Below are 23,300 nucleotides of genomic sequence, written 5' to 3' on the forward strand. Positions count from 1 at the left end.
GGATGTTCTGTGGGCGATGCTGCGCGACAAGAGGCTCTTCACCTCCACCCCGCCGGTCACGCAGGCGGCTTGACACGATCATTGAGATTCTCCTTGCGGGTCGAGGGAGCGGGCAGCCCAGTTCAGGCGCTGCCCGGCGTTGTCGGTGAGCAGGGCGGCGGCCTCGTGCAGCGGGCACGAGGCGTCGCCGTCGCGGTCCGGCTCGATCTGCTCTGCGCGCCGCGCGGCGGCGGTGACCAGCTGCGCGAGTGCGGGGAAGAGTCCGCCGGGCACGTCGACGTCCTCCTGCAGTTCGCGCAGGATCGCGGCGAGCTCCTGGCCGTCGACGTCGTCGGCGCTCAGGTCGTCCTGGATCTGCTGGAGAGCGAGCTGGGCGATGCCGAGCGAGGCTCGGACGCGGTCCAGGCGGGTGCGGGAGCGGCCGGTCACCGGGTCGTGGCACTGGAGGTGGCGATGAGCGCAGCGAGGGTTTCCCAGCCGTGGTGCCACGCGCCGTCCAGGTGGAACGCGCCGTTGATTCCGTAGTCGGCCAGGCGGTAGAAGCCGCCCTTGCCGGTCTTGGTGGCGATCTTCTCCAGCAGGCCCTTGCCCGGGACGCGTCGGTCGGCGGCGTAGTGGGTGCCGAAGGAGAGGGCGAGCGCGGTCGCTGCGGCGGCGGGGTGGACCCGGATGCCGAGGGCGCGAGCCCCGATCCCGGCGACGATCGCCTGCGTGGCCGTGTAGGTCAGGCAGTGGTGAAGGCACGCCTTGCGGCCGTCGGCCGTGCCGTGGACGGTCTTCTCCTCGGTGACCGGGTCGATGTAGGTGACCGGCACGTCGTCGGAGGCGCCCTTCACGCGGGCGCAGAAGTCGTTCTGTACCCAGAAATCGCCGATCGCGCTTCCGGCGCGGGCAAGTCCGAGCAGGGCGGCGAAGACGGCGGGACGATGCTGCATGCTGGTTCTCTCCTGATCTCGATGGGTGAGGGAGCGGGCGGCCGGCCTTTGCCGGTGCTGCGGCCGCCCGGGTTGTGCGGGCCCCGTCCCGGCCTGGACGGTCGGGACGGGGCTGGCTCACGCGGCAAGCCGGTGAGCGACCGGGGCCGGGAGGGTCATGAGGCTGCTGGGGTCGGCGGGCGTGCCGTCGAAGCACTCCAGGCAGCAGCCGAGTTTCTTCGAGAGGCAGACGTAGAACCGCCTCCTGCACTGGCCACAGGTCTGTCTCGCTGCCATCGCCTGATCGAGGGCCCACTCCTGAGCGAGCGTCGGCACGCGCTTGGGCACGGCCAGGTCGACGCGGAGCAGGAAGCCGCGGGTGGGGTGACGGCAGGACCACTGCGGGCGGGTCGCGCACAGCCTGCAGCGCAGGATCGCGACCGGTCCCTCGTTACCGCCGGGGCTCAGGCCCATGTCCCGTAACTGCCGCCTGGTGACGAGCCCTTCGGGCACCGTGCTGCGGTCGTACTCGGGCAGCGCCGCGTCACTGCGCGGCACCTTCTTGACCTCGCGGCGGCGGCGCTTCTTCCTCGGGCGCGGCATCACCTGCACCAGGCGCCGGGCAGCCGGTCAGGGCGGTGCGGGTAGCGGAGGCCGGGACGCTGCGGGCGGGGCCGGCCGATCCGGCGGCGCGGGCGGGGGATGAGCACGGGCAGTTCCTCCAGTCGTCGGGCGGACAGCGCTGCGCCCCGCCGACGTCGTGCTGGTGTCGGCGGGGCGCAGCGAGTGGTGCAGCCGGGCGGCCTGTCCGGTCCTCGCCGACCCCAGGGTCGGGGTGGGCGAGGGCCAGGCAGAGCGTCAGGTCAGCGCTGGAGCTGGTGGATGTTGTCGGGACCGAGGTCATCGCCCGCCGGGCTGGGGGCGGGGATGGTGGCGTGCAGGTGGAGCGCGGGGCTGAACTGGTACTGCGGCGGGTGGTTGTGGACGATGGGCCGAAGCGTCAGCCCGCGCAGGGCGAACATGCTGGCCAGCGCCCACATGAGGGCGGCGAGCCCGGTAGCGGCGGCGCGGCCCCCGTCCGGGGCGGTGGACCAGATCATCGCGAGACTGCCGATCCCGAACAGCACCCACGCGATGCGAGCTCCGGCGTTGCCGAAGAACCCGCCGACCAGACCGAGCAGCCCGGTCAGCTGCCAGAACGCGTACAGGGCGGCCGGGGCGACGGCCAGGTGCGCGGCCTGGTCGGCGAGGAAGACCCGGATGGGGTGATCGACCGTGCCCCACAGTCCGCTGCCGTCACTGGCGCTGGTGGCCGGGACGTCGGACAGGCCCTTGAGCGTGGCGGAGGCGATGTCGCCAGCAGTGTCCAGCATCATGACGATGAGGCTGAGCCCGCCGAACAGTGCGGTCGCCTTGATCCAGTTGGCGACCTCGTGTCGGCTGGCGTGCCGGGCCTGGAAGACCTCCTCCCACCGCTGGTAGAGGAAGCCGCCTTCCTCCCAAGACGCCTTCCACGCGGCGCGCACCCGCGCGAACCGCCGGGTGCCGGGCTTGCCGTCCAGCTCGGGGCCGGCGGGACGGGCGGCATCTGGTTGAGCAGGTCGAGGAAGGACGGGTTTTCCTGGCCGTTGATCGGCTTGTCGTTGTGGGTCATGGCGTAGCTGCTCCTTCGGCGAGTCGATCGGCGGGCGGTGCGGGCTGGCCGGGGGCCGGTCAGTGGATGTCGTTGCGGGTGCGGGCGAAGAACGCGCCGCGCGTGGTGCTGTTGTTGTGGATCTCGGTGTGGTGGGTGACCGGACCCTCGTAGACGTTCTTGGCGACGGCCGCGCGGGCCTTGCTGATCGCGCCGCCGATGGCGGTGGCGGCCATGGCCAGGCCCGCGAACGGCAGGGTGACCATGAGGACGCTGTTCAACGTGACGGAGGACAGGCCCTGGAGCACGAGCCAGGCGCCGCAGCCGATGCCGGTGACGCCGGCGCCCACGCCGATGGAGGCCACCGCGATCCCGGCCGCCCAGGCCGGGACGATCCGGTGGTCCTCCTGCTTGACGGGCGGGGTGGTGCCGAAGGCCGGCGGCTCGGTGTCGTCGCGGAACGAGGTGGGGTGATGCTGGACGGGCTTGCTCGCCCATTCGTCGATCAGGCGGCGGGCTTCGGCCGCGGCCTCGGACTCGGGCATGCCGGGCTGGGTGTTGTGCAGGGGGTCCATCGGGTGTTCTCCGATCACGCGGAAAGGGGCGCGCCCTCCTGGCCGTGGTGGCCGGGAGGGCGCGTGGGGGGAGTGACCGCGCGCAACGGCGAAGGGCGTCGCCGGCGTCGTGTCCGGCGGCGCCCTTCGGCGTTGTGCAGCAGGTGAGTTGAGGCTGGAGGGTGGGTAGTCACCGCACCTGCGCCCCGGGCATCCTCGAAGCCGACAGGCGCGGGGAAGGGGATCTGGTGGAGTTCGTCTTCGATTGCGGATGGTGCGGGGGCGAGAACTACTTCGTGGGCAAGCAGGTCGGCTTCTGGGTCGACAAGTGGGAGATCCCCTCGGAGTGGGACTGTCGCTTCTGTGACGGGCTCAACTACACGCCCGATCCGCCGTGGACCGAGGCGTAGTCAGAGGCTGGAGAGCAGTCCGGCGAGCGAGACCATGCCGCTGTTGATGACCGGGGCCAGGCCGGTCGCGGCGAGGGTGAAGCCGAACAGCGTGCAGGCCAGCGCGGAGCCGACACGGACGTAGCCGCCCTTGAGCAGGACGAACACGATGATGCCCAGCAGCACAGCGGCGGAGATGGAAAGGGCCACGGCGGGTGGTCCTCCTTCGCAAGGGGTCGGGGTGGGGCCGGGCCGCGCTCGGGCAGGCTGGCCCCGGGATGGATGGGGTGGGGAGCGTCAGGCGTTGTTGAGGCTCTTGATGGCCTCCAGCGCCTGGCGGGGTGAGGTGACCTGCTCGGAGCGGCTGCCGGAACTGCGCTTGCCGCCGCCGCGGCGGCGGGAGCGGCCGTCGCCGTCGTCGTCCTCGTCGGGCTCGGGCCAGAACTCGCCGGGCCGCACGGGCTCGTTCCAGTCGAACCACAGGCCGCGCTTCTCCAGCTCCGCGATCTCGTGGTCGGTGAGCCGGTTGACCTCGTCGGGGAACAGTTCGGAGAGGTCGGTGTCGAAGTCCGCGTACAGCGACCGCATGAGCACGGCGCGGCCGTTGTCGAGGACGATGACCGCGACGCCGCCCGTGCTGACGCCGTTCTCCGGGTCGGCCTCGCCGCGCATGGCCCGCTCGATCGCGGAACCCTCGCTGCGGGAGTAGCGGGCCGGGATGGTCGGCACGTCGTAGGCGTTCTCCATGGTGCCCTCCGCCGCCTTGCGGGTGGCGCCGGGCGAACCCATGTTGAAGATGACCGGGCGGCTGTTCTGCCGCAGGTTGTCCTTCATCTCGGTGGAGAACCCGTTGTGCGCGAACGGCGACTGCCCGGCCGGGTTGAAGCCGATCCCATACTTCAAGCCGGTGACCGTGAGGTCCTCGCCGTCCTTCTGGATGAACTCGCCGAAGTCGCCGTCCTGCGCCGCGGTCATGAACTCATCGCCGTAGACGTTGAGCTGCCGGTACGGGCAGCGCGCATCGCCCGGCTTGTAGTCGTGCGGCTGACCGTCGTGCGGCCAGGGCATCTCCGCCCTGATCTCGCACAGCGCCTTCGCCGCCCGCAGCGAGCGGGCCATCCACAGCGCGTTCGAGCCCTGCCGGTCGATGTAGCGACCGAGCACAGTGGTCTTCTCGTCCTTGCGGACGGTGCCCAGCCACACCACCTGTCCGTTAAGGGACTGGGCGGCCATGTGGATCGCGAAGAACTGCGTCTTGCCCGACCGGCTGACCCCGAGGGTGAGGCCGTGCGCCGGGGCGTTCTTGTCGTGCTGGTACACCATCGTCTTCACCGGCTGGCCGGTGATGGTGAACCCGCACACGTACATGCCCTTGGCGTCCGGGGTGAGCAGCTCGCGGGTGGCGGAGAAGATCTGCGACAGCGGCGGCTCATCGAACGCGCTGATCAGGAACTCACTGCCGTCGATGAGGACGAACACGCAGGAGTCGTCCTCGGGCAGCTTCAGCGCGCGGCAGACCTTGGCCAGGTCGATGCGCGGGGTCTCGGTGGAGTCGGCCATCTTCGCCCGGTAGAAGGTGACCCCGCGTTCGTCGTCGCGGGTCTTGTGGACCAGCTCGGAGCCGGGGGCCCCGCCCTTGGGCGAGCCGACCTTGTCCGTCCAACGCTCCTGGTCGGTGGGGGCCTTGCGGCGGCGCTGGTTGGCGTTGGGGGTGATGTGGGCCTCCATCCAGCCAGGTCCGCCCTGGCGGCCGGGCTGGATGGCGACCTCCGCCAGGACGACGTCGCTGGACGGCACAGCGAACGGAGCGGCGACCGCGGCCTCGGTGAGTCCGGTGATCGGCCGTCCAGTCTCCGAGGCGCGCAGCAGGATCGTCATGTCGTGCCGCATGCCGGGGTGCCGGGTGGCCTTGACAACGTGCGTGCGGGCGGGCATCCCGGCGTTCTCCCACATCATCCGCACCTCGCGGGTGAGCAGGTCGGCGCCATCGTCCGGCACGACCGGGGACGGCTCCGGGGCTTCGGCGACCTGCGGGGCCGTAGCCGGGGCCGCGACAGCGGGACGGTGGCGGCGGCGGGCGTGCCGGGAGAACGGCAGCACGAAAGAGCCGGCCGCCGCCCATCCGACGGCGAGCAGTCCGTCCATCCAGTACGGGCCGAAGCCGGGGGTGTGCCCGGCGGCGACGTCGACGGCGGCGGCCAGGACCAGCGGGGACCATCGCAGGATCTTGCGTCCGGCGCCGGGCTCATCGCTCTTGGCGGCGAGGAACCAGGCGCCGATCCCGGCCGCGCCGGCGAGCTGGACGACCTGGTTGACGGGGCTGTCGGGGTAGAGGTTCGGGGCCACGGCCAGCACGGGCGCGGCGAGGGTGTAGGCGAGGCGTTCGAGCGTGACACTGCGCGGCGTGGTCACCAGATGCTCCTTCGGGAACGGGCACGGGCGGCCCCGCGAGGTGTCGCGGAGCCGCCCGTGGCGGGATGGGTTGGGGGAGCGGGTCAGCGGTTGAAGAAGCCCGGCCTCGGGGTCTTCTCACGCCGGTTGGAGCGGATTTCGTCCAGCGCCCCGTAGAGCTTGGAGTGCTTACGCCGGGTCTGGTGGGTGAGGTCGGCGGTCTCCTGGGAGGTGTCGGCCAGCTTCTTGACCTGCACGGCCGCGCCCCCGAGGGCGACCGAGACGTTGCTGGTCAAGTCCACGAACTTCGCGTCGAGTCCGGCGGTGGCAATGTCACGGGCCACGTCCTGGGCACGTTCGGCGTTGGCCCTGACGCTGCGCACCAGCGCCTCCAGCTCGAGGCCGGCATCGTCGAGCGCGCGGCCCAGACTCATGAGCTTGGCCTGGACGGCCTTGTATCGGTTGTCGTCGTCGGCCGGCGCGGGCGCCGCGCCGCCGCCGCTGGGTGCGGGGTCGCTCATGCGCGTTTCACCTTCTTGTCTAGTCGTGGTGGGCGGCGGCCGACGTGTAGTGCAGACCGGCGTCTTCCTTGGCGGCCATGTCCTGGCCATAGATGCGGGCGACCATCGCGGCCGCGAGCTTGGCGGCCTCCAAGGCGACGCCGCACTCGGACGCGCACCGTTCGGCCTGCTGCCTCATCCGGGCCGCGGCGTCGGCGAGATCTGAGATCAGCTCGGTGACCTCGGTGGCGATGTTGTGGTCGCCGACCAGGTCGCCGGACATGTCCCGCAGGGCGTCGGCGACCTTTTCGAGGGCGTCCGCGAGGGCTTCGGCCTTCTCCTGGTCGGTGGCTGCCTGGAGGGCGATCTTCGCCATCTCCATCAGGTACTCGTCGAACGTGATGTCTGTCCGGTGCTGGGCGGCGAGGCCACCCCCGCCGGACGGCCTGCTGACCTCCGCGCTGCTCACGCTGCTCCCTTCGGTGCTGGTGGGTCGGCTGCTGGTGGCCGGTCGGCCGACCACCGGCTGATCGCTCTCGCCGGGTGCGTCGGCCGGGTCCGGCCGGCTGGTGCCGGGGCGCTTGATGACCCCCCGCCTGACGCGCGGTTGCCTGGGCGCGCGGGGCAGGCCGGGACGGCGGGCGGCGTACCAGCCGAACGGGTCGGCTTCGTCGTCGACGATCACCGCGTCCGGGATGTCCTCGCTGCTGTCCGGTTTCTGGTTGGGACGGTTCGGGCGGTCGTCGGCCCACTCCACCGTCGGGTCGGGATCCTTCACCCCGTCCCATGCCCAGCCGCGCCGCCGCCCGGCACGACCGGTGCGGCCCTGCCGACCGGCCCTGCCGGTTCCGCTGCCGGTGCGCCGGCGCCGGAACCGGCGCCGTTTCTTCGAGTCGTCAGACGGCCCGTCACCGGCCTTGGAGTCCTTGCCTGGCTCATCGGGCGCCGGGGCGTCCTTTGTGTCGCTGGATGCCCCGTCAGGGCCGTCCTTGGCGTCCTTCTCGCCCGTGCCTTCGGTGCCCTTGGCCTTGGAGTCCTTGTCCTTGGTCAGGTTCACCTTCTCCGCGCCGGCCTTCGCGTCCCCGCCGTCCTTGGCGGCCTTCGCGTCGGCGCGGCGCTTGTCGAAGCGGCGCTGGGCTTCCTCCGTGACGGCCTGGCCCAAGGTGGTGCGGCCCGAGTCGGCCGACGCCGCGGCTTCCCGCTTCGCCTTCCGTGCCTCTGCCCGCTCTTGGCGCTTCGCGCGGCGGTCGTCCCGGTTCTGCTGCCGGTTGGCGCGGGCCTGGTCTCGGTCCTTGGACCGGTCGGCGATGCCGGCGGCGTGCCCGGCGGAGCGCCGCTCCTGCCGTCCGGCCTGCCGGGCCCCGGCGCGCTCCTGGCGGCCGCGGGCCCGCTCCGCGCGGGAGTTGGAGGCCGGGCCGTCACTCCTCGAGCCGCCAGAGCCCGTCTGGGAGCCTTTCGGCCCCCCGGACGACCCGTTGCGCCCGGAACCGCCCGTACGGCCGCCAGAACCGGACTGGGAGCCCTTCGTGCCGCCCTTGCCGCCTGCGCTGCCCCCGGATGATCCGGACCCCGAACGCCCGGCGCTGCCGCCGGAGTTGGTGCCACGCGACCCGGGCCCCTTGGAGCCGGGACCCGAGTTGTTGCGGGACGGACCGCCGCCGCTGCCGCCCCCGCCGCGCGAGGACCCGCCGCCACCGCCGGCCTTGGAGCGGCCCTTGTCCGTCCCCAGGCCGGAGCTGGGCGACTTCATGCGGTCGGCGTCGGCCTTTGACCGCGCCGCCGCTTTGTCGCCCTTGGCTTTCATCATCGCGGTGTGGAGCTTTCCGTTCTGCTCCATCATCGCGACTTCTTGCGCGGTGCGGCCCTCCAGCAGCGCAGCCTTCCGAGCTATTTCAGCCTCACGGAAAGGCGCTTCGCTTTCGTGATTTGCCCGCGCCCTTTCCAGCCGGAATTCGAGCCAGTCACCGAGACGGTCAGCGAGCGAACGAGGCTGGACGTATTCGCCTTCCTCGTATTCGCCGTCGTCTTCTGCGGTTTCCGGTGCCGTAATTCCGTCGGAGCGCAGTGCTGCCGCCGGGTCCGGAGCGGCCGGGATCGGCGGCAGTTCCATCGTGGTCTCCTCCGGGCGTTCCGGGGGAGCGGCCGGAATGTCTTCCGGCGGCGGAATGGTGTCGATGAAATCCGGGATCGGCGGCAGCGTGTAGGTGGAATCACCGCTCCACGGGCCGTGGACCAGGGTTCCACCGCTGGCGTCGTCGGACTCGTCGGACACGGTGCACCTCCCTCCAGGGGGACTTGACAGACAGTGGGGTCTCGTGTGCACGCGTGTGCACGTGCACGTGTGCACGCTTTACGCGCGCGAGGCCCCGCCGGAGCCCGGCGGGGCCTTCGTGGGTGACGTTCAGTTACGCGGGCCGTGCTGCTTCAGGACGGTGTCCGCGTACTGCATGAGGTGGTCGAACAGCCGCGGGTCGCCCGCCTGCCGCTTCTCCAGCACCAGCTTGAAGAGGCGGCAGACCAGCGTGAATGCGGTGAGGACATCGCCGCGACCGGCTTTGATTTCCCTCGTGATTTCGGACCGAGTAACGCGGAGCCAGAATTCCATCCGGCCGATTTCTCCGCGACTTTCGATCGCCTTGCGCTCTTCGTCCTGCAGCCAGCCGTTCCGCCCTTGAATGGAGCGTTCGACGCTGCTGAGGGGGCGCGTCACGCCGACTCCCTGTTGCCCAGGTCATAAATCGACGTGGGAACACTATAGCCGGAACTCTGGCTCTGCGCACCCTGCTGCGTCGAGTTGGGCGCCGCCTGGAGCATTTGCGGGTTCTTCTTCCGCTGCCTTTCCAGCTCTTTTTCCTTCCTTTCCTTGGCCGTATTCACAACGGCCTCGTCGTGGGCGCGGCGCTTATAGGCGCTCTTTTCCAGGCCCGCCGTCAGGTCATTCAGGTCCTTGAGAACACTCCCGAGGGCCTTTTCGACGGGCATTGCCCGCAGCCTGGCGTGGTACCAGCGGTCGCCCTCCACGTGCGTCTTGCGCAGGTGCACGCGGGTCTCGATCGCGAGGGTCTCCAGGTTCTTGCCGATGTCCAGCAGGACCCGCTGAACGTTGGCCAGGTACCGGGCGGTTGCCTCCGGGCTCTGCGCGATGTCGTGCAGAGGCGAGGTGTTCGGGTCGTTGCTGTCCATGCGAGAAGACCTCCAGGTCTCGGGGGTGGGGAGGGGGGAGTCCGTGTCCCCGAGGCGTTGCGCGGGGGTGGGTGGTGCTTGGAACGATCTCGCCCGCGCCCCGCTCGGGGCGGGGACGGGCGAGCGGCCTGCCGGCCGTGGCCGTCACCGGTCCGCGCTCACGCTCGGGAGCGTGGGCGCGGGCCGGGGGCGACCATGAGCGGCAGGGGACTGCCGGGGGTGAGCGCGTCGGCGCTCACCGGGCGCTCACCTACGCGCCCGGGGCGGCCTCTTCGACCTGAGCGCGCAGGCGCTGCGCGGTCGGGCGGGAGACCGGCTCATCGGACAGGCCCGCGTCGGTGAGCGCGTCGCGGATCTCGGTCCACTGCGGGCGGCGCCCGAGCTCGGTGTAGAGCAGACGGATACGAGCGTGGCGGCGCTCGGTGAGCGCGTCACTCTCGCTGCGCGTGAGCGCGCCCTCCGCTCGCCGAGCGTCCGTCTCCTCCGTGTCGCGCTCACCCTCGTGAGCGCCGGAGGTGAGCGCCGGGCGCTCACGCTCGCCGCGAACCTCGCCCGAGGTGAGCGCGCTCATGTCGGGGTGAGCGTGCTCGGTCTCATCCGCCCGTTCGACGGTGAGCGCGTCCTCGGGGGTGAGCGTGTCGGCGAGCGCGGCGGGCGCGGTGTCGAGCTTGAGCGCCATCCGCTGCTCCAGCGGAGCCTTGCTCCGCCACCGCCAGCCGTACTCCTCCTTGAGCTGCGCTCGCAGGTAGGTCTGCTCCTGGAGGCGGGTGAGCGCCTCCTCGTAGGAGGTGATCTCCCACAGGATCATCCGGCGGCGCAGGCGGGCGGTGGGGATCGGGGCGAGGATCCAGCGCGAGCGGCGCACCGTCTCCATCCGCTTCTTGCCGGTGACCGCGCCGATCCGCGTCGCGTACACGTGGGAGGCGATCTCCGAGAAGACGACCCACAGCAGCGTGAGGGCCGCGTGCCCGATGCGGCCCGACGCGGAGTCCGAGGCGTTCCAGTTCAGGTACACGGTCACCGCCGTCAGCGCGCGAGGCACCCAGCGGATCCACCGGAGCTCCATGCCCATGCGGATCAGGACCAGGTTGGCGCCGGTGAAGGCCGGGATCGCGACGTCGATGCCGACCGGCAGCAGCCACGGCCACTCCCAGCCCCACCCCGACGCCTTGGTCTCCAGCGCGGTGTAGGAGGAGAGCAGGCCGAGGGTGGAGACGACCGCGGCCGCCAGGACGATCCCGGCGACCAGGACCAGCTCCTGCCCGGACAGCGGCGGGACACCGCCGGCGGGCCGGGCGTCGTTGCGGGCCTTGCGCCGCGCGGCACGGGACTCGGTCCGGATCTCCCGGCGCCTCGCCCGCTGCACGGTGCGCTCCGTCGCCGCCTGGAGGACCCGGTCCGCCTCGGCTCGGGCGCGTTCGGCGGCGGCCTGGTCGGCCGTGGCCTTGGCCGTCGCTTCCCGGGCCGTCGTCGCGTCCTTCTCCGCCTGCTCGCGCAGCCGGGCGACGTCCTTGTCCGTGGCGGCCCGCAGCTCCTCAGCGGAAGTGCGGGCGTCGTCCAGGGCGCGGTCGGCGTCGGCGCGAAGGCCGGCGGCCATCTTCTCCGCCCCGGCCCGCACCTGCGCGGCCTGGTCGTCTGCGCTCTTGCGCAGCCGGTCGGCCTCACTCCGCGCCCGCTCCAGCACCTGTTCGGCGTCGGTGGTGGCCCGGGTGCGGGTCTCCGCCGCGGTGCGCTCCGCCGCCGCGAGCAGCTCGGTGCGCGCGGCCTCCGCGTCGGCGAGGACCTTGGCAGCGGCCTGCGCGGCCTCCGCCTGGACCTCCTCGGACCGCGTGGCCGCCGTGGTGGTGACCTCCTCCGCCCGGCGGCGGGCGTCGGCGAGGATCTGGTCTGCCTCGCCGGACGCCGTCGTGGTGACGGTGTCTGCCTCCGCGCGGGCGTCGGCGAGCAGCTGCTTGGCCTTCGCGTCGGCGTCGGTCAGAACCTGGTCGGCGTCGGCGGCCGCGGTGGTCGCGGCGTCCGTGCGGACCCGGTCGGCGTCGGCCTGCGCGTCGGCCAGGACGCGGGCCTGCTCGGTGGTGGCCGCCTCGGTGAGCGAGGCCGCCTCCGAGTGGGCACCGTCCAGGAGTTCGGCGGCGCGGGCCTTACCGCCGGCGAGGATGCGCGCGGCATCGTCGGCGGCCAGGTCCCGCAGGTCGGCGGCGCGGTCGGCGGCGTCGGCCAGGAGCGGGTCGGCCTCCGCGAACACCAGCGGCACGGTCTCCCCGGTCTCTTCGGGGGCGGCGGCCTGGGCGGGGATGGCGGCCGGAGTCGACGGCGCCTTGGCGCGCCCGGTGCCTCGGGGCTTCGCGGCCGGGGCAGCATTCCGCCTGCGCCGGGTGGTGGTGTTGGCCACGGGGGTGTCCTCTCTTTCCGGCGCCTCGTGCAAGAGGTCACCGCGGGTCGGCGTCGGTCGGTAGGGTCGTGACCAGGCCCTCCGAGGCCCCGGCAGCTCAAATGCCGGGGACTCGGAGGGCCGTTGTGCTGGTGCGGTCGGTACCGGGGGTCAGGCGGCCGCCGTTTCCTGGCCGGGCCCGTAGGTGCGGGCGAACCGGGCGCCGGCGGTCAGCAGGGCGGTGACGTCCGCGTGGGTGCGGTGCTGCCGCTCCGACCAGGGCGTGGCGCGAGCGGAGTCGGACCCGGTGTGGGCCTGGATCACCCGGTCCAGGACGTAGCCCGCCACATAGGCGGTGTCCGTGTCGCCGTGGGCGCCGTCCTCGCCGACGTGACGCAGGGCGGTGCCCAGGGGCCGCTGCGGGTCGGTACCACTCTCGTCGCGGACGAAGCGGATCAGCGCCCGGAGCATCGCCTTGACCGTCATGGAGTCGTCGTCGGCGAGGTCCGCGCCGGCCGACCAGTCCTTGCTGTAGTTGTAGGCGCGGATCCAGCCGTCCTTGTCGAGCAGGGCGATGGTGGCCTCCAGGTGGCGGGCCACGGCCTCGCCGGAGGACTCCTCTCCGGACGGGCCGATCCACAGCGACTGGTAGGAGTCGGCGGCGAGTTCGGCCGCCTTGCTCAGCGTCACATCGGAGAACACCGCAGCAGCGGGGGCGGTTGTCGTCTCGGGCATGCGAGCCTCATCTCAGGGTTCGTTGGGTCCGGGCTGTCCGGCTCCCCGTCACCGCCCGTCCCGGCCGCCGGAGAGTCGGCGGTCGGGACGGGCGGATCAGGCAGCTGTCAGACCGTGGCGAGGGGGCGATGCGGGTCGACGACCTGGCCGTCGGGGAGCAGCTCGCCGGTGTCCTCGAAGAGCAGAACGCCGTTGCACAGCAGGCTCCAGCCCTGCTCCGGGTGAGCGGACACGACGTGCGCGGCCTCGCGGTCCGAGCTGGCGGCCGACGGGCACTTCGGGGTGTGCGTGCACAGCGAGTCCGGCATCCGGGAGGCGCCGGTGGGAGTCGTCGCGGTGTCGAGCTGGTGGCTGCTTTCCATGGGGGCTCTCCTGCGGGAGGAAGGCGAATCCCGGGATTTTCCCGGGCTGGAGACGTGCGAAAAGGCCGGCGGCCCGCCGTGCGGACAACCGTTGTGCTGCGGTGCTGCGAGGCGGGCCGGAAGTTGCCCGACGCTCCCGTCAGGCGGTGCGCTTGCGGGCCGCGCGGCGCCTCATCCGGCGGCGCTCGTCCTCGTCGGTGCCGCCCCACACGCCGTGCTCCTGGCCGCTCTCCAGCGCCCACTGGAGGCAGCGCTCGATGACCGGGCATCGACGGCAGGCCGATTTCGCCTCTTCGATCTGGAGCAGCGCCGGGCCGGTGTTGCCGATCGGGAAGAACAGCTCGGGGTCTTCGTCCTTGCACACCGAGCGGGCTCGCCAGTCGGTGTTGACCGGCAGGTCGGCGGAGGGCGTGTAGGTCGTGCGTACGATGGAGCGGTTCATCAGGGCCTCCCAGAAGGTCCGTACAAGAGGCAGCCCCGGGGGTGCATCCCCGGGGCTGTTCGCGTGCCTGCGGCCGGAGCGGGGGTGAGCTCCCGACGCTCTCCGCCGGCCCCGCCCGGGAAGGGGCGGGGACGACGGGCAATGCCGGGGGATCGGTCAGCGTCGGTTGTTCTCCGACCGCTTGTTCTGCTCTTGGTTCTTGCGCGAGAGCTCAGCGCGCTCCGCGTCGGTCAGGCTGGTGACTGCGTTCACCGGACCGCCCCCATCTCCGCGAGGGTGCGGCGGGCGCGGCGGCCGGCCTTCGCCGCCCGGACGTCGCCGTCGGCCACCAGGTGGCGCACCAGCCGGTGGAAGGCGTCGGTCTCGTCCGGCTCAGGGCCACGGCGGTTGTCCTCGTCCTCCATGTCGTCGTAGAGGCCGTTCGCCGGGGCGGGGATGGTGCGTGTCATGCTGTGCTGCATCAGGTCCTCCAGATCAGGTCCTGGACAGCCCCACGGGCCGCAATCCCAAGGGCTGTCGCGATCACTCCCCAATTGGGGAGTCGACTGCTGTACGAGCAGCCACGGCCCCGGCCTCCCCGATCGCTCGGGATGGCCGGGGCCGTGGTCGTTCGTCGTGAAGTCCTACCGGGTGAGCTGCTCTTCCTGCGTCGCCAGGAGAGTGATCGCGCTCATCAGGTCTGCGCGCTCCCAGTCGGTGAGCTGCGGGGCGTCGGCCTTGCGCGGGTTGAGCGTCTGGATCAGCGCGGCCAAGGTGTCACGGACGCGCCGGAGGTCGGCATCGGCGACCGTCTCAGAGACGTTCTGCCACTGCTGCTCGTGCAGCAGGCGCAGGCCCCACGCCCGGCGGTCGTTCCAGTCCTCGCGGTCCGTCTGCGCCTTGCGGCGAGCGGGGGCGAGGCGCTTGGTGTGCGCGGCGAGCTGGGCGAGGCGGCGGCCGTCCGTGCACCGGAAGGTGAGGTCGGCGGCGCGCAGGAGGTTGCCCTTGTCGTCCTTGATGGAGCAGGTGGAGCAGCCGCGGACGTGGGCTTCGTCCAGCTTGCGGGCCGTCTTGTCGTCGACGGTGCCGCCGACGATCTGCATGACGGCGGGGGTCGAACCGGTCTTCGGCTTACGAATGACGCGGGTGGAGCGGCGCCCGTTGGTCTGGGTCAGCCCCTCTTCCAGTCGCTGGAACCACTGGTCGACGGTGAGGTTGACGGTGACCAGGCGGTGGCTGCCGGGGCAGCGGATCGGGTCGTCGGTGCCGGCCTTCTCCGTGTGGTGGGGGACCAGCTTGGGCCGCGAGCTGTGCGGCGCGCTGATCGGCACCCAGGTGCGGCAGGTGGGGCAGACCAGCGTGGAGTAGGCGAGGTCGACTTCGTGCGGCTTGAGGCTGGAGACGACCAGCGGGGGGAGGGTGCTGATGGCACGGGACCGGGCCCGGCGCGGACGCTTCTGAGCGGTGAGGTCACGGGTTCGCGTAAGCATGAGGGCTCCTTCTACGGAGTGACAGGGGCGCGTCGCAGGTGCTCTCTCCGCCCTTCAGGCCGCACGGCGAACCGGCGTCCTGAAGGACAGACAACGCATCAGCGCTGCGGGGTGGTACTCGCCGCAGATCATGGGCGGAGGAGTTAGAGGTGCCTCGGGCTCCGGCCACCGAAGTAGCTAGGGCTTTGGACTCCGGCCACCGAGGTGGCGATCTGCTGCGGTGGTACTCATTCGGTGCGGGGCGCAACTTCGATATCGAAGTTGCAGTACGATGGTGCGCGATCTCTCTATCGATGTCAAGCACTTCGATAGAGATGTTCCCTCGCTGTGTGAGTCGCGAGCCGTAGCTGACGCTGAGCATCGAAGCCCTTAGGATCGCTAGCGAAGTTAGGAGACACATGGCAGGCGGAAAGGGCTCTCAACAGCCCAGATACCTCCAGATCGCTGACGAGCTGAAGGCTGCGATCGAGCGAGGGGACTACCGACCCGGTGATCGGCTGCCGGGGGAGAACGCCCTCGCGCCGCAGTACGGCGTCGCCGTGATGACCGCTCGGCGAGCACTGCGTGCGCTCACCAACGAAGGTCTTGCGGAGTCCCGGAAGGGCGCGGGGGTGTTCGTCCAGGCTTTCCGCCCCATCCGGCGACGCGGCATCCAGCGCCTGGCGCAAGACCAGTGGGGCGCCGGTAAGTCGATCTGGTCGGCTGACGAAGACCGCCCCCTGACGGTCGACCAGGTGTCCGTACAGGAGGTCGTTCCGCCGGCACACATTGCCGAGATGCTCGGCCTGGGCGCTGGCGAGACCGCCTGCGCCAGGTCCCGGCGCTTCGTCCTGGACGGCCGGCCGGTCATGCTCGCCACCTCGTACCTGCCCTACGCCCTGGTGGAAGGTTCGGCGATCACTCAGGCCGACACAGGTCCGGGAGGAACCTACGCTCGCCTCGCTGACCTCGGACACGGCCCGGTTCGCTTTCGGGAGGAGATCCGCGGACGGCTGCCCACTGCTGAGGAAGCAGCCACGTTGGGCATGTCCCCTGAGCGCCCTGTCCTGAAGATGTGCCGGACAGCCTTCGACGCCCAACAGCAAGTTGTTGAGGTCAACGAGATGACCCTCGACTCCGCGTCGTACGTCCTGGACTACGAGTTCGATGCCTGACGGCACGCAGAACTCGATGCGGGCACGGCACTGGGGTGTGCCCGGGATCGCCATGGTTCCTCCGGCCGGAGTTGCGGGTGTGGATCAACAAGAAACAGCATCCGCACCAGGGGCCTTGAGCGAGATGTCCGACCGTGGAAGTGGTGTAGCAACAGCGTGGCAATAGGGCCGTTGATACCTGGAAGGTGACCGCCAAGGGGGTGTGTAGTGATCGCTGTGGACAGGTGGACAGGTGAGGAGGCGCTGCTCTTGCGGTCGGTGATGCGAGCGTCCGTGCGCGAGTTCGCCGGTCGCCTCGGCATCAGCCCCCGGACCGTCTCGAACTGGCAGCGGAACAAGACGAGCGTCTGCCGCCCCCAGATGGCGCAGATCCTGGACACGGCGCTCCTCCAGTGCACCCCGGCTGAGCAGGAAGCGTTCAGCCTCCGCCTGGCAGCGCTGCGTGGAACGTCAACTTCCCTCAAGGCGGAGTCGGCAGCGCGTCCGGCACCGTGCACGGTCGTCTCCCACAAGTTCTTGCCGGTGTACCTCGGTGAGTGCAGTACGCCCCTCTACGCTGCGGGTTCGCCAATCGAGCCAGGGCCAGGCGGCCTGGAGCAGCGAGTCCTGCCGGCTGACCACCACTCTGCGCAGTCGTCGACGGTGCACATATACGCCTGCGGTGTCGCGGTGGTGCATCTTGAGGAGCACCACCTTCTCGAGTCGTTGACCGAGTTGGCGTTGTGGCGTTACCGCACGTACCTGAAGGAACCGGGCTGGGTAGGGGAGTGGATGGCCCACCTGCTGGCCCGCCACGGCGACGCCAAGGATCAGCCTGCCCAGTCGCTCACTCCGCAGTACGTACTGTCGGCCTACGAGCTCCGCACACACTCCTGGTCAAGCGTCGGCCTGGACACGGCTCTCCAGCTGCTCGCTACGCCATCAGTGCTGGTCAACCGGCAGAACCCAGCAGATGTGGTGCCGCTCGGGCCGGGGGTCGAGGAAGCCAAGTTCCGTGACGGCTGGACTCTCCCCGAGGCCGTGACATTCGACGGCGGAGTCTCCCGCGGCGTCGTCGGCTGGTCGGGTGTCGCCTATCACCCGCAGCAGGACGAGCGGGCTCTGACCATGAGCCAGATCGTGGCCCTTGAACTCGACGTACAGGCCCTCTGGGCCCTCTCGTCGCACATCCTGCACACGATCGAAGACGGCCAGGACCCGGTGATGCCGACGGCCTACGGCTGGCGCTTCCTGCGCAGCGCCTACTTCCGGCTCACTACCGCGCGCCCCACTGAGACCGCCCAACACCGTGTGATGCGCGAGGCCATCCTGGCCACCAGCGAACTTCCTGATCGGCTGCGCGCCGCCCAGGACGCTCTCCGAGACAGCAATCCGTGACGGCCATGTGGAAGGCGGAGTGGGTGGACCCTCGATCGACAGCGCTGCTGGTCATTGATGTGCAGCAGGGCTTCATCAACCAGCACAGCCGCGGGGTCATCCCTGCGGTTGTTCGACTGGTGGAGGGCTGGCAAGCAGCCGGCGCTCCTGTGGTGCTATCGCGGTTCCACAACGAGCCCGGGTCACCGTACGAGACGATCACGGGATGGACGCGATTGCGTACTCCCGAGGAACAAGCCCTCGTTGCTGACCTGGTGTCCTTCGCTGCCAGCGCCGTCGCGATCATCGACAAGCCCCAGTCGTCGGTGTTCACCCCCGAGGGCGCCCGGACCATCCGCGAGGCGGGCTGGACCGATCTGGTGCTGTGCGGCATCGATACAGACGCGTGCGTGTACGACTCCGCTGTTGCGGCCTATCAGGCCGGGTACCGGCCGTGGATCGTCACCGATGCTTGTGCCTCCACCGGCGGAGCTCGCTACCACGACGCCGCGCTCCTGCTCGCCTCCCGAAACATCGGCGCTGAGCAGCTGGTCACGAGCGAGGTTGCCTTGTCCCGAATTAGTGGAACGCAGGGAGCTCAGGCATGAACACACCACATGAGGCAGATGTGCTGGTAGTCGGCGCGGGGCCGTCAGGCGTGGCGGCCGCGGTGATGGCGGCCAGCCTGAATCTTCGAACGGTCGTCGTGGAGGCGGGCGCAGTGGGCGGCAAGCTGCATGTCATCGGGGCGCTGGAGAACGTCCCTGGCAACTGGTCGACCGGTCCCCAGCTTGCTGAGGCCCTTGTTGCCGACCTGGATCGCCTTCAGCAGGCCGGCCGATGCTCCGTCCTGCAGGGCCGTGCGGCGAGCGTCGCCGGCTACGACGACCAGGCGGAGCTCGTACTCGAGGACGGGCGCACACTGAGTGCGCAGCTGGTCGTGGTCGCCACCGGCGTGGCCGCTCTGGCTCCGCCCGATGCCGACTGGATCAGCGCTCCTGCACGTTTGTCCGTTCCTCCGCTGTGGCGTACCAAGCCTGCAGACCTAGCGGGTCGGACCTACGTTCTGGGAGGGGACCGTCCCCTCGGAACGTGGCTCCGTACCCATCCGCACTCCTCCACGACGCTTCATGTTCTTTGCCCGCCGGCGGATGACTACAAGATCGCCGAGGTCGCGGGGGACGAGCGCGTGCGCGCCGTGCCCGTGTCTCACGTCGTCCTGTCGCCCATGGCTTACGGAGACGAGTGGAGCCTGGAGGTCAAGGACCGGCGGGGTGAGCGCAAGTCCTACGTCGCCAAGACTGTGTTGAACAACCTCGGCAACACGCCCGCAGGTTTGGACGGCCTCGCCTTGAGCGAGGACGGCTACTGCCCTCCCGGCAGACAGCACCCTCGTATCCGGGTCGCCGGCGACTTGAGGTCAGCCCAGTTCCAACGCGTCACGACAGCGCAGGGCTCTGGGGCGGAAGCTGTGCTCGCGTCCTACTACGCCTCGGTCCTGAAGCCATGCTGAGGCTTGATACCCACCGCCCTATCGGCGTAGCGAGGCAGCGTGGCCAAGATCGATCCCGTGGTGTATCTTTCAGGGAATCAGTGATCATGAGAGGTTGGGGCATGTCCGACGCAGATCCCATGCAGCGGGTCAACGCTCTCCTCGACGACGTCCTGCCGACGCCGCGCGTTCGTCAGCAGCTGCGTCTCGCTGCGGGGCTCACCCAGCAGGAAGTCGCGGATGCCGTAGGCGTGAAACGCCTGGCCGTAGCCCGCTGGGAGCTAGGTCAGACCCACCCTCGGAGGCCCCATCGCGCGGTCTACATCCACCTGCTCAAGCGGCTCGCGGAGCGCTTCCCCGAGGCCGCTGAGCTGAACGAGGGCATGCCGACGCCGGCCTCCGAAGGGGGATCGGGATGACCTAGTGGCCATCGGCCGCGCGCGCCAAGAAGCGGACTAACCTCCCGCTGGCCTCGCGCGGCCCGTCTACCGACCGGAATAACCACCCGCGTCGGCTGCTCAGGTCCCAGTTCACAGCTAGTCCTGAGCCGCGGCTCACCGAGCCGCACTTTCCAACCCGGCCCCTAACCAGGGCCACTGCACCACCGGCCACTAACCACGGCCACCACAGCCAGATCAGTACCGAGTCACATCAGCCGCGGTGCCCCCACCACAGGGGCCACGCGGTTCAGCAACACCGGGAGGGACGGAGAAATCTCCCCCCACCCGATCGGTGTCCGCCCGCTTCTCACGAAGGGGGCGGCCCCTGACACATCCATGGAGGCCGGTCCAGCCCCGAGGGGCTCTGGTCGGTCCGGCTATATGGAAGGCAGGTCGTTCTCATAGTGCCCGATGTGGTGTCCCCCTGTCAGCTTGACCCTGTCCGATTCGCACCGGTTCGAGCCCCCGGCCGTTCCCACGTGACGGGATTCGCACGCCCTATTTGCCCTGTTCGCGGCATTAATCACGAAGATTCTTGGGGACGGAGTGTCACACGCACCCCGGTCCGCGACACCTATACCGAGAGGGGGGCCCATGTCCTCCTGACGGCGCCGGCCGCCGCGGTGCTCCGGAGCTCCGTCCCGTGGGGCGGGACGCGATCCGAAGTTCCTGCCCGCCGGGCGGGAGGGAGCGGGGGTTTCGCCGCTTCGCAGAATCTGTCCACAGGCGACCTGCGCAAGGCTGCCGGGATGATCTCTTTCTCGTCTGTCCGGGTGGGCCGTTGAGCGCCGTGGCGGCGTCGGCCGCCGTGCTCCCGCACCCGCGCACGGAGTTCACCGGCGGGGCGTCGCGTCGTCGGCTGCGGTCGGTTCCGGCGCAGGCCGGGCCGGTCGTTCCGCTGGAGGTAGGCAACCCGCTCCAGCTGACCGAGACGATGCGCACCCGGCTCCTTGCCGCGGTGCGCGCCCTGGTGTCCGACCCCTCCCTGGACGGGGCGGGCGACCCGGCGCGCCTGGCGGCGGTGGTGCTGATGGCGAAGGCGAAGGTGGCGACGAACTACCGCGCGACGATCACCGCGAAGGAGCTCGGTCGGTGGGTCGGCCTGAAACCGTCCCGGATCGCGCACCACGTCCTTCCGCAGCTGCGTGACCGTGGCGTGCTCGGCTCGAACGAGACGGTCAGCGCGGCCGGGCGGGTGACGGGCCTGGAGTGCTGGGTGATCCCGATGTACCGGGCGCAGCACGGCGGGGACCGTCGGCACGTCCTGGCGCTGTCGCGGGTGGAGCTGGTCGTGCTCCTGGCGCTGATCGAGACCCTGTTCGCGCCGGGCTGGAATCACAAGGACGGCCGGACGACTCCGGCCGGGATGCTCGCGGAGCGTACGGGGCGCGGGGCGGCGACCGACAGGCTCGGGCTGCTGCTGATGGTGCTGTCCTCGAACGCGAAGGGCTGGCTGCAGCTGTGCTCGGGCAGCGTGGACACCGAGCGGGGCCGTCCGGCGGCGACGGTGGCGCGGCTGCTGGGCTGCTCGCCGGCGGGCGGGGCGAAGGTGCTCTCCCGGCTCCAGGAGCAGGACGTGCTGTCGGTGGACCGGCGGGAGACGGCGTCGGGGCTGAACGCGCGCAGCCGGGTCCGGATGCTGCCGGTCGCCCAGGCGCACGGGATCGTCGTCCGGGAGGCCCTCGAGGCCGCCGACGCGATGTTTTCAGACCTCGCCGTTACTGCATCCGGAGATCATGACGCGACGGTGGAGGCTGTGACCCCTGTGGTTACTGGGGTTCAGGGCGCCGGGAAGGACCTGGAGACCGATTCGGCGGACCGCGCCGATGCTGCACACCTTCACGCCTCTCACGCTTCTGGGGTTACTCCTGGGGATTCTCTTGCGCTCTCTGGTGGCTTTTCCGGCGAAGGCCGTGGTGGGAACCACGGTCTGCCGGACCGCGCGTGCGCGGGCGAGGACGGCGGCCCGCTCCGCGGGGAACAGCAGGAGAAGTCCCCGTCGATGAGCAGCGAGAAGGCCGGCCGCGGGCCGGTGGCCGGCGGCCCGGTGCGGGTCGTGGACGGTGCTGGTCAGGGCAGGCAGCAGCGGGGGAGGGTGCCGCTGCCGCCGGAGGATCTGCGGGCCGTTCTGGCTCCGGTGGACATGGTGTGGGCGCGGCTGGAGCGTCCGGCCGCCCGCCGCCTGGTGGAGGCCGCTGCCCGCAGCGAGCTGGGCAGGGTGGTCGGGTTCGCCGGCCGTGCGGACGCGTCGCAGGTCCTCGCCGACCGGCTCGCCCGGCGGCTGGCCGACCAGATGCGGCTGGCCGGGCCGATCAAGGACCCGGTGGGCTGGCTGATCGGCGCCGGTCTGCCTCAGCGTCAGCAGTGCGGCGACGTGCGGTGCGACGACCGGGTGCTGCTCGACTCCGGGCAGGACTGCCCCCGGTGCGAGGAGAAGCAGGCCGACCGCCGGGACCAGCGCCGCGCAGTCGCAGCCTCCGTCGACGCCGCGATGCCCGGCGCCTCGGAGGCGGAGCGGCGGGCGGCCACCGCCACGCAGCTGCACCAGGACGTGACGGCCAGGGCGTGGGCGAAGGCGCACGAGTGGGACCAGGTCCGCGCCCGGCAGGCCGCCGCAGCTCAGGCCCGTGCCGAAGCCGCGGCCGCGCAGCCCGAGGCGGAGGTCCCGGCCGCGCCGGTGGCCCCGGTCGTGCTGCCCGCGCCCCGTCCGGCCCCCGCCGCCCCGGCCGCGGAAGCTGCCGGCGTCGGCGACGACCAGGAGCTGGTCCTCGAGGACCTGACCCGCGAGCAGGTGCTGGACTGGCGCACCCGCGCCGCCGCCGACCATCAGGTCGTGTTCGACCACATCGACCGGTACGGCGAGACGTCGGCGCAGAGGCTGTTCACCAGGGGATTCGTCGCGGACGTGCAGCGCCTGTCCCGCCTTGGGCACCTGAACCTCGGCTACAGCACCTGGGAGCGGTCGTGAGCGGCGGCGAGGTGTCGGGCGTCGACCTGGCGCGGGTGGCGCTGCGGGCCGCACTGGAGGCGGCACGCACGAACGGCGGCAACGCCCGTACGGCGAAGCCGAAGCCGCGGACCACGGTGGTGGTCCGGGGCGAGGGCGCGCGCCGATGGGGCTCGGTGCGGCGATCGGCGCGCTGGTGACCGAGCGGGCCTGGGAGCTCCCGGCCGCCGGCGCCACGCTGCGCGAGCGGTGGGAGGCCATCGCCCCCGAGCTCGCCGGGCGCGCCTTCGCGGTCGGCTACGACGCGGACTCCGGCCGGCTCACCGTGTGCCCGGAGTCGTCGGCGTGGGCGACGAAGGTCCGGCTGGAACAGGCCCGGATCATCGCGGCCGCCAACGCGTCGGCCGGCCGCACGGTCGTGCGCGGCCTGCGGATCCTCGCGCCGGGCTCCGTGCCAGCGCCCGCCCCGGACGACGGCGTCGTCCAAGCCCCGGAGGCGCCCAAAGGCCCTGCGAAGACACGGGAGTCGGCCAGCTACGGCTACCACCGTGCCCTCACCGCCCACAGGCAGGCCGCCCCGCCCCGGCTGGCCGCCCCGGACATCACAGAGGCCGTCGAACGGCAGACCAGGGCAATGCGCGAGCTCAGCCGACGTGCGTTCCCCGAGCCCGAGGCCATGCCTGACGATGCGCCGGCAGCGCTCGCGGCGGTCCGTGCCCGTCGCAGGCGTGAGGGCGAGGCCTCGCACGCGGCCGCCCTGCGCAAGGCACGTGAAGACCGCGCGGCACGAAACGCCGGCGCGGTGGCCGCCCCCGGCCCGGTACAGCAGCGGAGTACGGCGTGACGGCGGCAAGGACGCCGCTGCCCTGCTGGGTCCGGAAGTTGTCGTTTCGCAGTGCACTGTCTACCGAAGGATTGGGTACATGTGTTCTATTTCAGGGTCGGTGGGTAGGGGATGGCCGCCGGAT

General features: G+C 71.1%; 26 protein-coding genes. 9 read left to right on the forward strand and 17 right to left on the reverse strand.

Annotation, left to right across the window (positions count from 1 at the left end; all coding sequences use genetic code 11):
* Positions 1-78: 78 nt before the first annotated feature.
* From ABT300_RS22905 to ABT300_RS22925, 5 genes are all read right to left on the reverse strand, one after another.
* A complete protein-coding gene (locus tag ABT300_RS22905) occupies positions 79-429 on the reverse strand; it encodes a hypothetical protein (protein WP_351678708.1) in 351 nt (116 codons plus the stop codon).
* Entirely contained in the window at positions 426-935 is a 510-nt protein-coding gene (locus tag ABT300_RS22910; protein ID WP_351678709.1) for a hypothetical protein, read from the reverse strand. The genes ABT300_RS22905 and ABT300_RS22910 overlap by 4 nt, the downstream gene beginning before the upstream one ends.
* A gap of 117 nt (positions 936-1,052) precedes the next feature.
* Positions 1,053-1,517, reverse strand: coding sequence for an RRQRL motif-containing zinc-binding protein (locus tag ABT300_RS22915; protein WP_351678710.1), 465 nt, complete (start codon positions 1,515-1,517; stop codon positions 1,053-1,055).
* A 260-nt stretch (positions 1,518-1,777) separates the two neighbouring features.
* On the reverse strand, positions 1,778-2,440 hold the full coding sequence (locus tag ABT300_RS22920) for a hypothetical protein (RefSeq protein ID WP_351678711.1): 663 nt from the start codon (positions 2,438-2,440) through the stop codon (positions 1,778-1,780).
* A 187-nt stretch (positions 2,441-2,627) separates the two neighbouring features.
* Positions 2,628-3,122 carry a hypothetical protein gene (locus ABT300_RS22925; protein ID WP_351678712.1) on the reverse strand — a complete coding sequence of 165 codons (495 nt, stop codon included), beginning with the start codon at positions 3,120-3,122 and terminating at the stop codon, positions 2,628-2,630.
* A gap of 227 nt (positions 3,123-3,349) precedes the next feature.
* Between ABT300_RS22925 and ABT300_RS22930 the strand changes: the two genes are divergently transcribed.
* Entirely contained in the window at positions 3,350-3,511 is a 162-nt protein-coding gene (locus tag ABT300_RS22930; RefSeq protein ID WP_200704044.1) for a hypothetical protein, read from the forward strand.
* Here ABT300_RS22930 and ABT300_RS22935 read toward each other — a convergent pair whose 3' ends face one another.
* From ABT300_RS22935 to ABT300_RS22990, 12 genes are all read right to left on the reverse strand, one after another.
* Entirely contained in the window at positions 3,512-3,700 is a 189-nt protein-coding gene (locus ABT300_RS22935; RefSeq protein WP_351678713.1) for a hypothetical protein, read from the reverse strand.
* 87 nt (positions 3,701-3,787) lie between these two features.
* Complete coding sequence (locus tag ABT300_RS22940; RefSeq protein WP_351678714.1) at positions 3,788-5,902, reverse strand: chromosome segregation protein ParM; 2,115 nt, start codon at positions 5,900-5,902, stop codon at positions 3,788-3,790.
* A gap of 83 nt (positions 5,903-5,985) precedes the next feature.
* A complete protein-coding gene (locus ABT300_RS22945; protein WP_351678715.1) occupies positions 5,986-6,402 on the reverse strand; it encodes a conjugal transfer protein TraB in 417 nt (138 codons plus the stop codon).
* Positions 6,403-6,421: 19 nt separating this feature from the next.
* Entirely contained in the window at positions 6,422-8,653 is a 2,232-nt protein-coding gene (locus tag ABT300_RS22950) for an ATP/GTP-binding protein (protein ID WP_351678716.1), read from the reverse strand.
* 129 nt (positions 8,654-8,782) lie between these two features.
* Complete coding sequence (locus tag ABT300_RS22955; RefSeq protein ID WP_319595136.1) at positions 8,783-9,091, reverse strand: hypothetical protein; 309 nt, start codon at positions 9,089-9,091, stop codon at positions 8,783-8,785.
* A complete protein-coding gene (locus ABT300_RS22960) occupies positions 9,088-9,564 on the reverse strand; it encodes a hypothetical protein (protein ID WP_351678719.1) in 477 nt (158 codons plus the stop codon). The genes ABT300_RS22955 and ABT300_RS22960 overlap by 4 nt, the downstream gene beginning before the upstream one ends.
* Positions 9,565-9,814: 250 nt before the next feature.
* The gene (locus ABT300_RS22965; RefSeq protein WP_351678721.1) at positions 9,815-11,956 is read right to left on the reverse strand and encodes a DUF2637 domain-containing protein; all 2,142 of its coding nucleotides are present in this window, start codon (positions 11,954-11,956) and stop codon (positions 9,815-9,817) included.
* 150 nt (positions 11,957-12,106) lie between these two features.
* Positions 12,107-12,670, reverse strand: coding sequence for a DUF6197 family protein (locus tag ABT300_RS22970; protein ID WP_351678723.1), 564 nt, complete (start codon positions 12,668-12,670; stop codon positions 12,107-12,109).
* A gap of 107 nt (positions 12,671-12,777) precedes the next feature.
* On the reverse strand, positions 12,778-12,966 hold the full coding sequence (locus ABT300_RS22975) for a DUF5999 family protein (protein WP_351678765.1): 189 nt from the start codon (positions 12,964-12,966) through the stop codon (positions 12,778-12,780).
* A gap of 205 nt (positions 12,967-13,171) precedes the next feature.
* A complete protein-coding gene (locus ABT300_RS22980) occupies positions 13,172-13,474 on the reverse strand; it encodes a WhiB family transcriptional regulator (RefSeq protein ID WP_351678725.1) in 303 nt (100 codons plus the stop codon).
* 248 nt (positions 13,475-13,722) lie between these two features.
* Complete coding sequence (locus ABT300_RS22985) at positions 13,723-13,923, reverse strand: hypothetical protein (protein WP_351678727.1); 201 nt, start codon at positions 13,921-13,923, stop codon at positions 13,723-13,725.
* Between the two features lie 174 nt (positions 13,924-14,097).
* Positions 14,098-14,943, reverse strand: coding sequence for a hypothetical protein (locus ABT300_RS22990; RefSeq protein ID WP_351678729.1), 846 nt, complete (start codon positions 14,941-14,943; stop codon positions 14,098-14,100).
* A gap of 398 nt (positions 14,944-15,341) precedes the next feature.
* Between ABT300_RS22990 and ABT300_RS22995 the strand changes: the two genes are divergently transcribed.
* The 8 genes from ABT300_RS22995 (at position 15,342) to ABT300_RS23030 (ending at position 23,176) form a co-directional block, all read left to right on the forward strand.
* Positions 15,342-16,097, forward strand: a complete 756-nt coding sequence (locus ABT300_RS22995; RefSeq protein ID WP_351678731.1) for a GntR family transcriptional regulator — start codon at positions 15,342-15,344, stop codon at positions 16,095-16,097.
* 207 nt (positions 16,098-16,304) lie between these two features.
* On the forward strand, positions 16,305-17,474 hold the full coding sequence (locus ABT300_RS23000; protein WP_351678733.1) for a helix-turn-helix domain-containing protein: 1,170 nt from the start codon (positions 16,305-16,307) through the stop codon (positions 17,472-17,474).
* Complete coding sequence (locus tag ABT300_RS23005) at positions 17,471-18,061, forward strand: cysteine hydrolase family protein (RefSeq protein WP_351678735.1); 591 nt, start codon at positions 17,471-17,473, stop codon at positions 18,059-18,061. Before ABT300_RS23000 ends, ABT300_RS23005 begins: the two co-directional genes overlap by 4 nt.
* On the forward strand, positions 18,058-18,966 hold the full coding sequence (locus tag ABT300_RS23010; protein ID WP_351678737.1) for an NAD(P)/FAD-dependent oxidoreductase: 909 nt from the start codon (positions 18,058-18,060) through the stop codon (positions 18,964-18,966). Before ABT300_RS23005 ends, ABT300_RS23010 begins: the two co-directional genes overlap by 4 nt.
* Before the next feature lie 101 nt (positions 18,967-19,067).
* Complete coding sequence (locus ABT300_RS23015) at positions 19,068-19,364, forward strand: helix-turn-helix transcriptional regulator (RefSeq protein WP_351678739.1); 297 nt, start codon at positions 19,068-19,070, stop codon at positions 19,362-19,364.
* An 811-nt stretch (positions 19,365-20,175) separates the two neighbouring features.
* Positions 20,176-22,353 carry a hypothetical protein gene (locus tag ABT300_RS23020; protein ID WP_351678767.1) on the forward strand — a complete coding sequence of 726 codons (2,178 nt, stop codon included), beginning with the start codon at positions 20,176-20,178 and terminating at the stop codon, positions 22,351-22,353.
* Entirely contained in the window at positions 22,350-22,532 is a 183-nt protein-coding gene (locus tag ABT300_RS23025; RefSeq protein ID WP_351678741.1) for a hypothetical protein, read from the forward strand. The genes ABT300_RS23020 and ABT300_RS23025 overlap by 4 nt, the downstream gene beginning before the upstream one ends.
* Positions 22,499-23,176, forward strand: coding sequence for a DciA family protein (locus ABT300_RS23030; RefSeq protein ID WP_351678743.1), 678 nt, complete (start codon positions 22,499-22,501; stop codon positions 23,174-23,176). The genes ABT300_RS23025 and ABT300_RS23030 overlap by 34 nt, the downstream gene beginning before the upstream one ends.
* The last annotated feature ends 124 nt before the right edge of the window (positions 23,177-23,300 follow it).

This window comes from Streptomyces sp. NPDC001027, from assembly GCF_040299045.1.
Classification (GTDB): Bacteria; Actinomycetota; Actinomycetes; order Streptomycetales; family Streptomycetaceae; genus Streptomyces.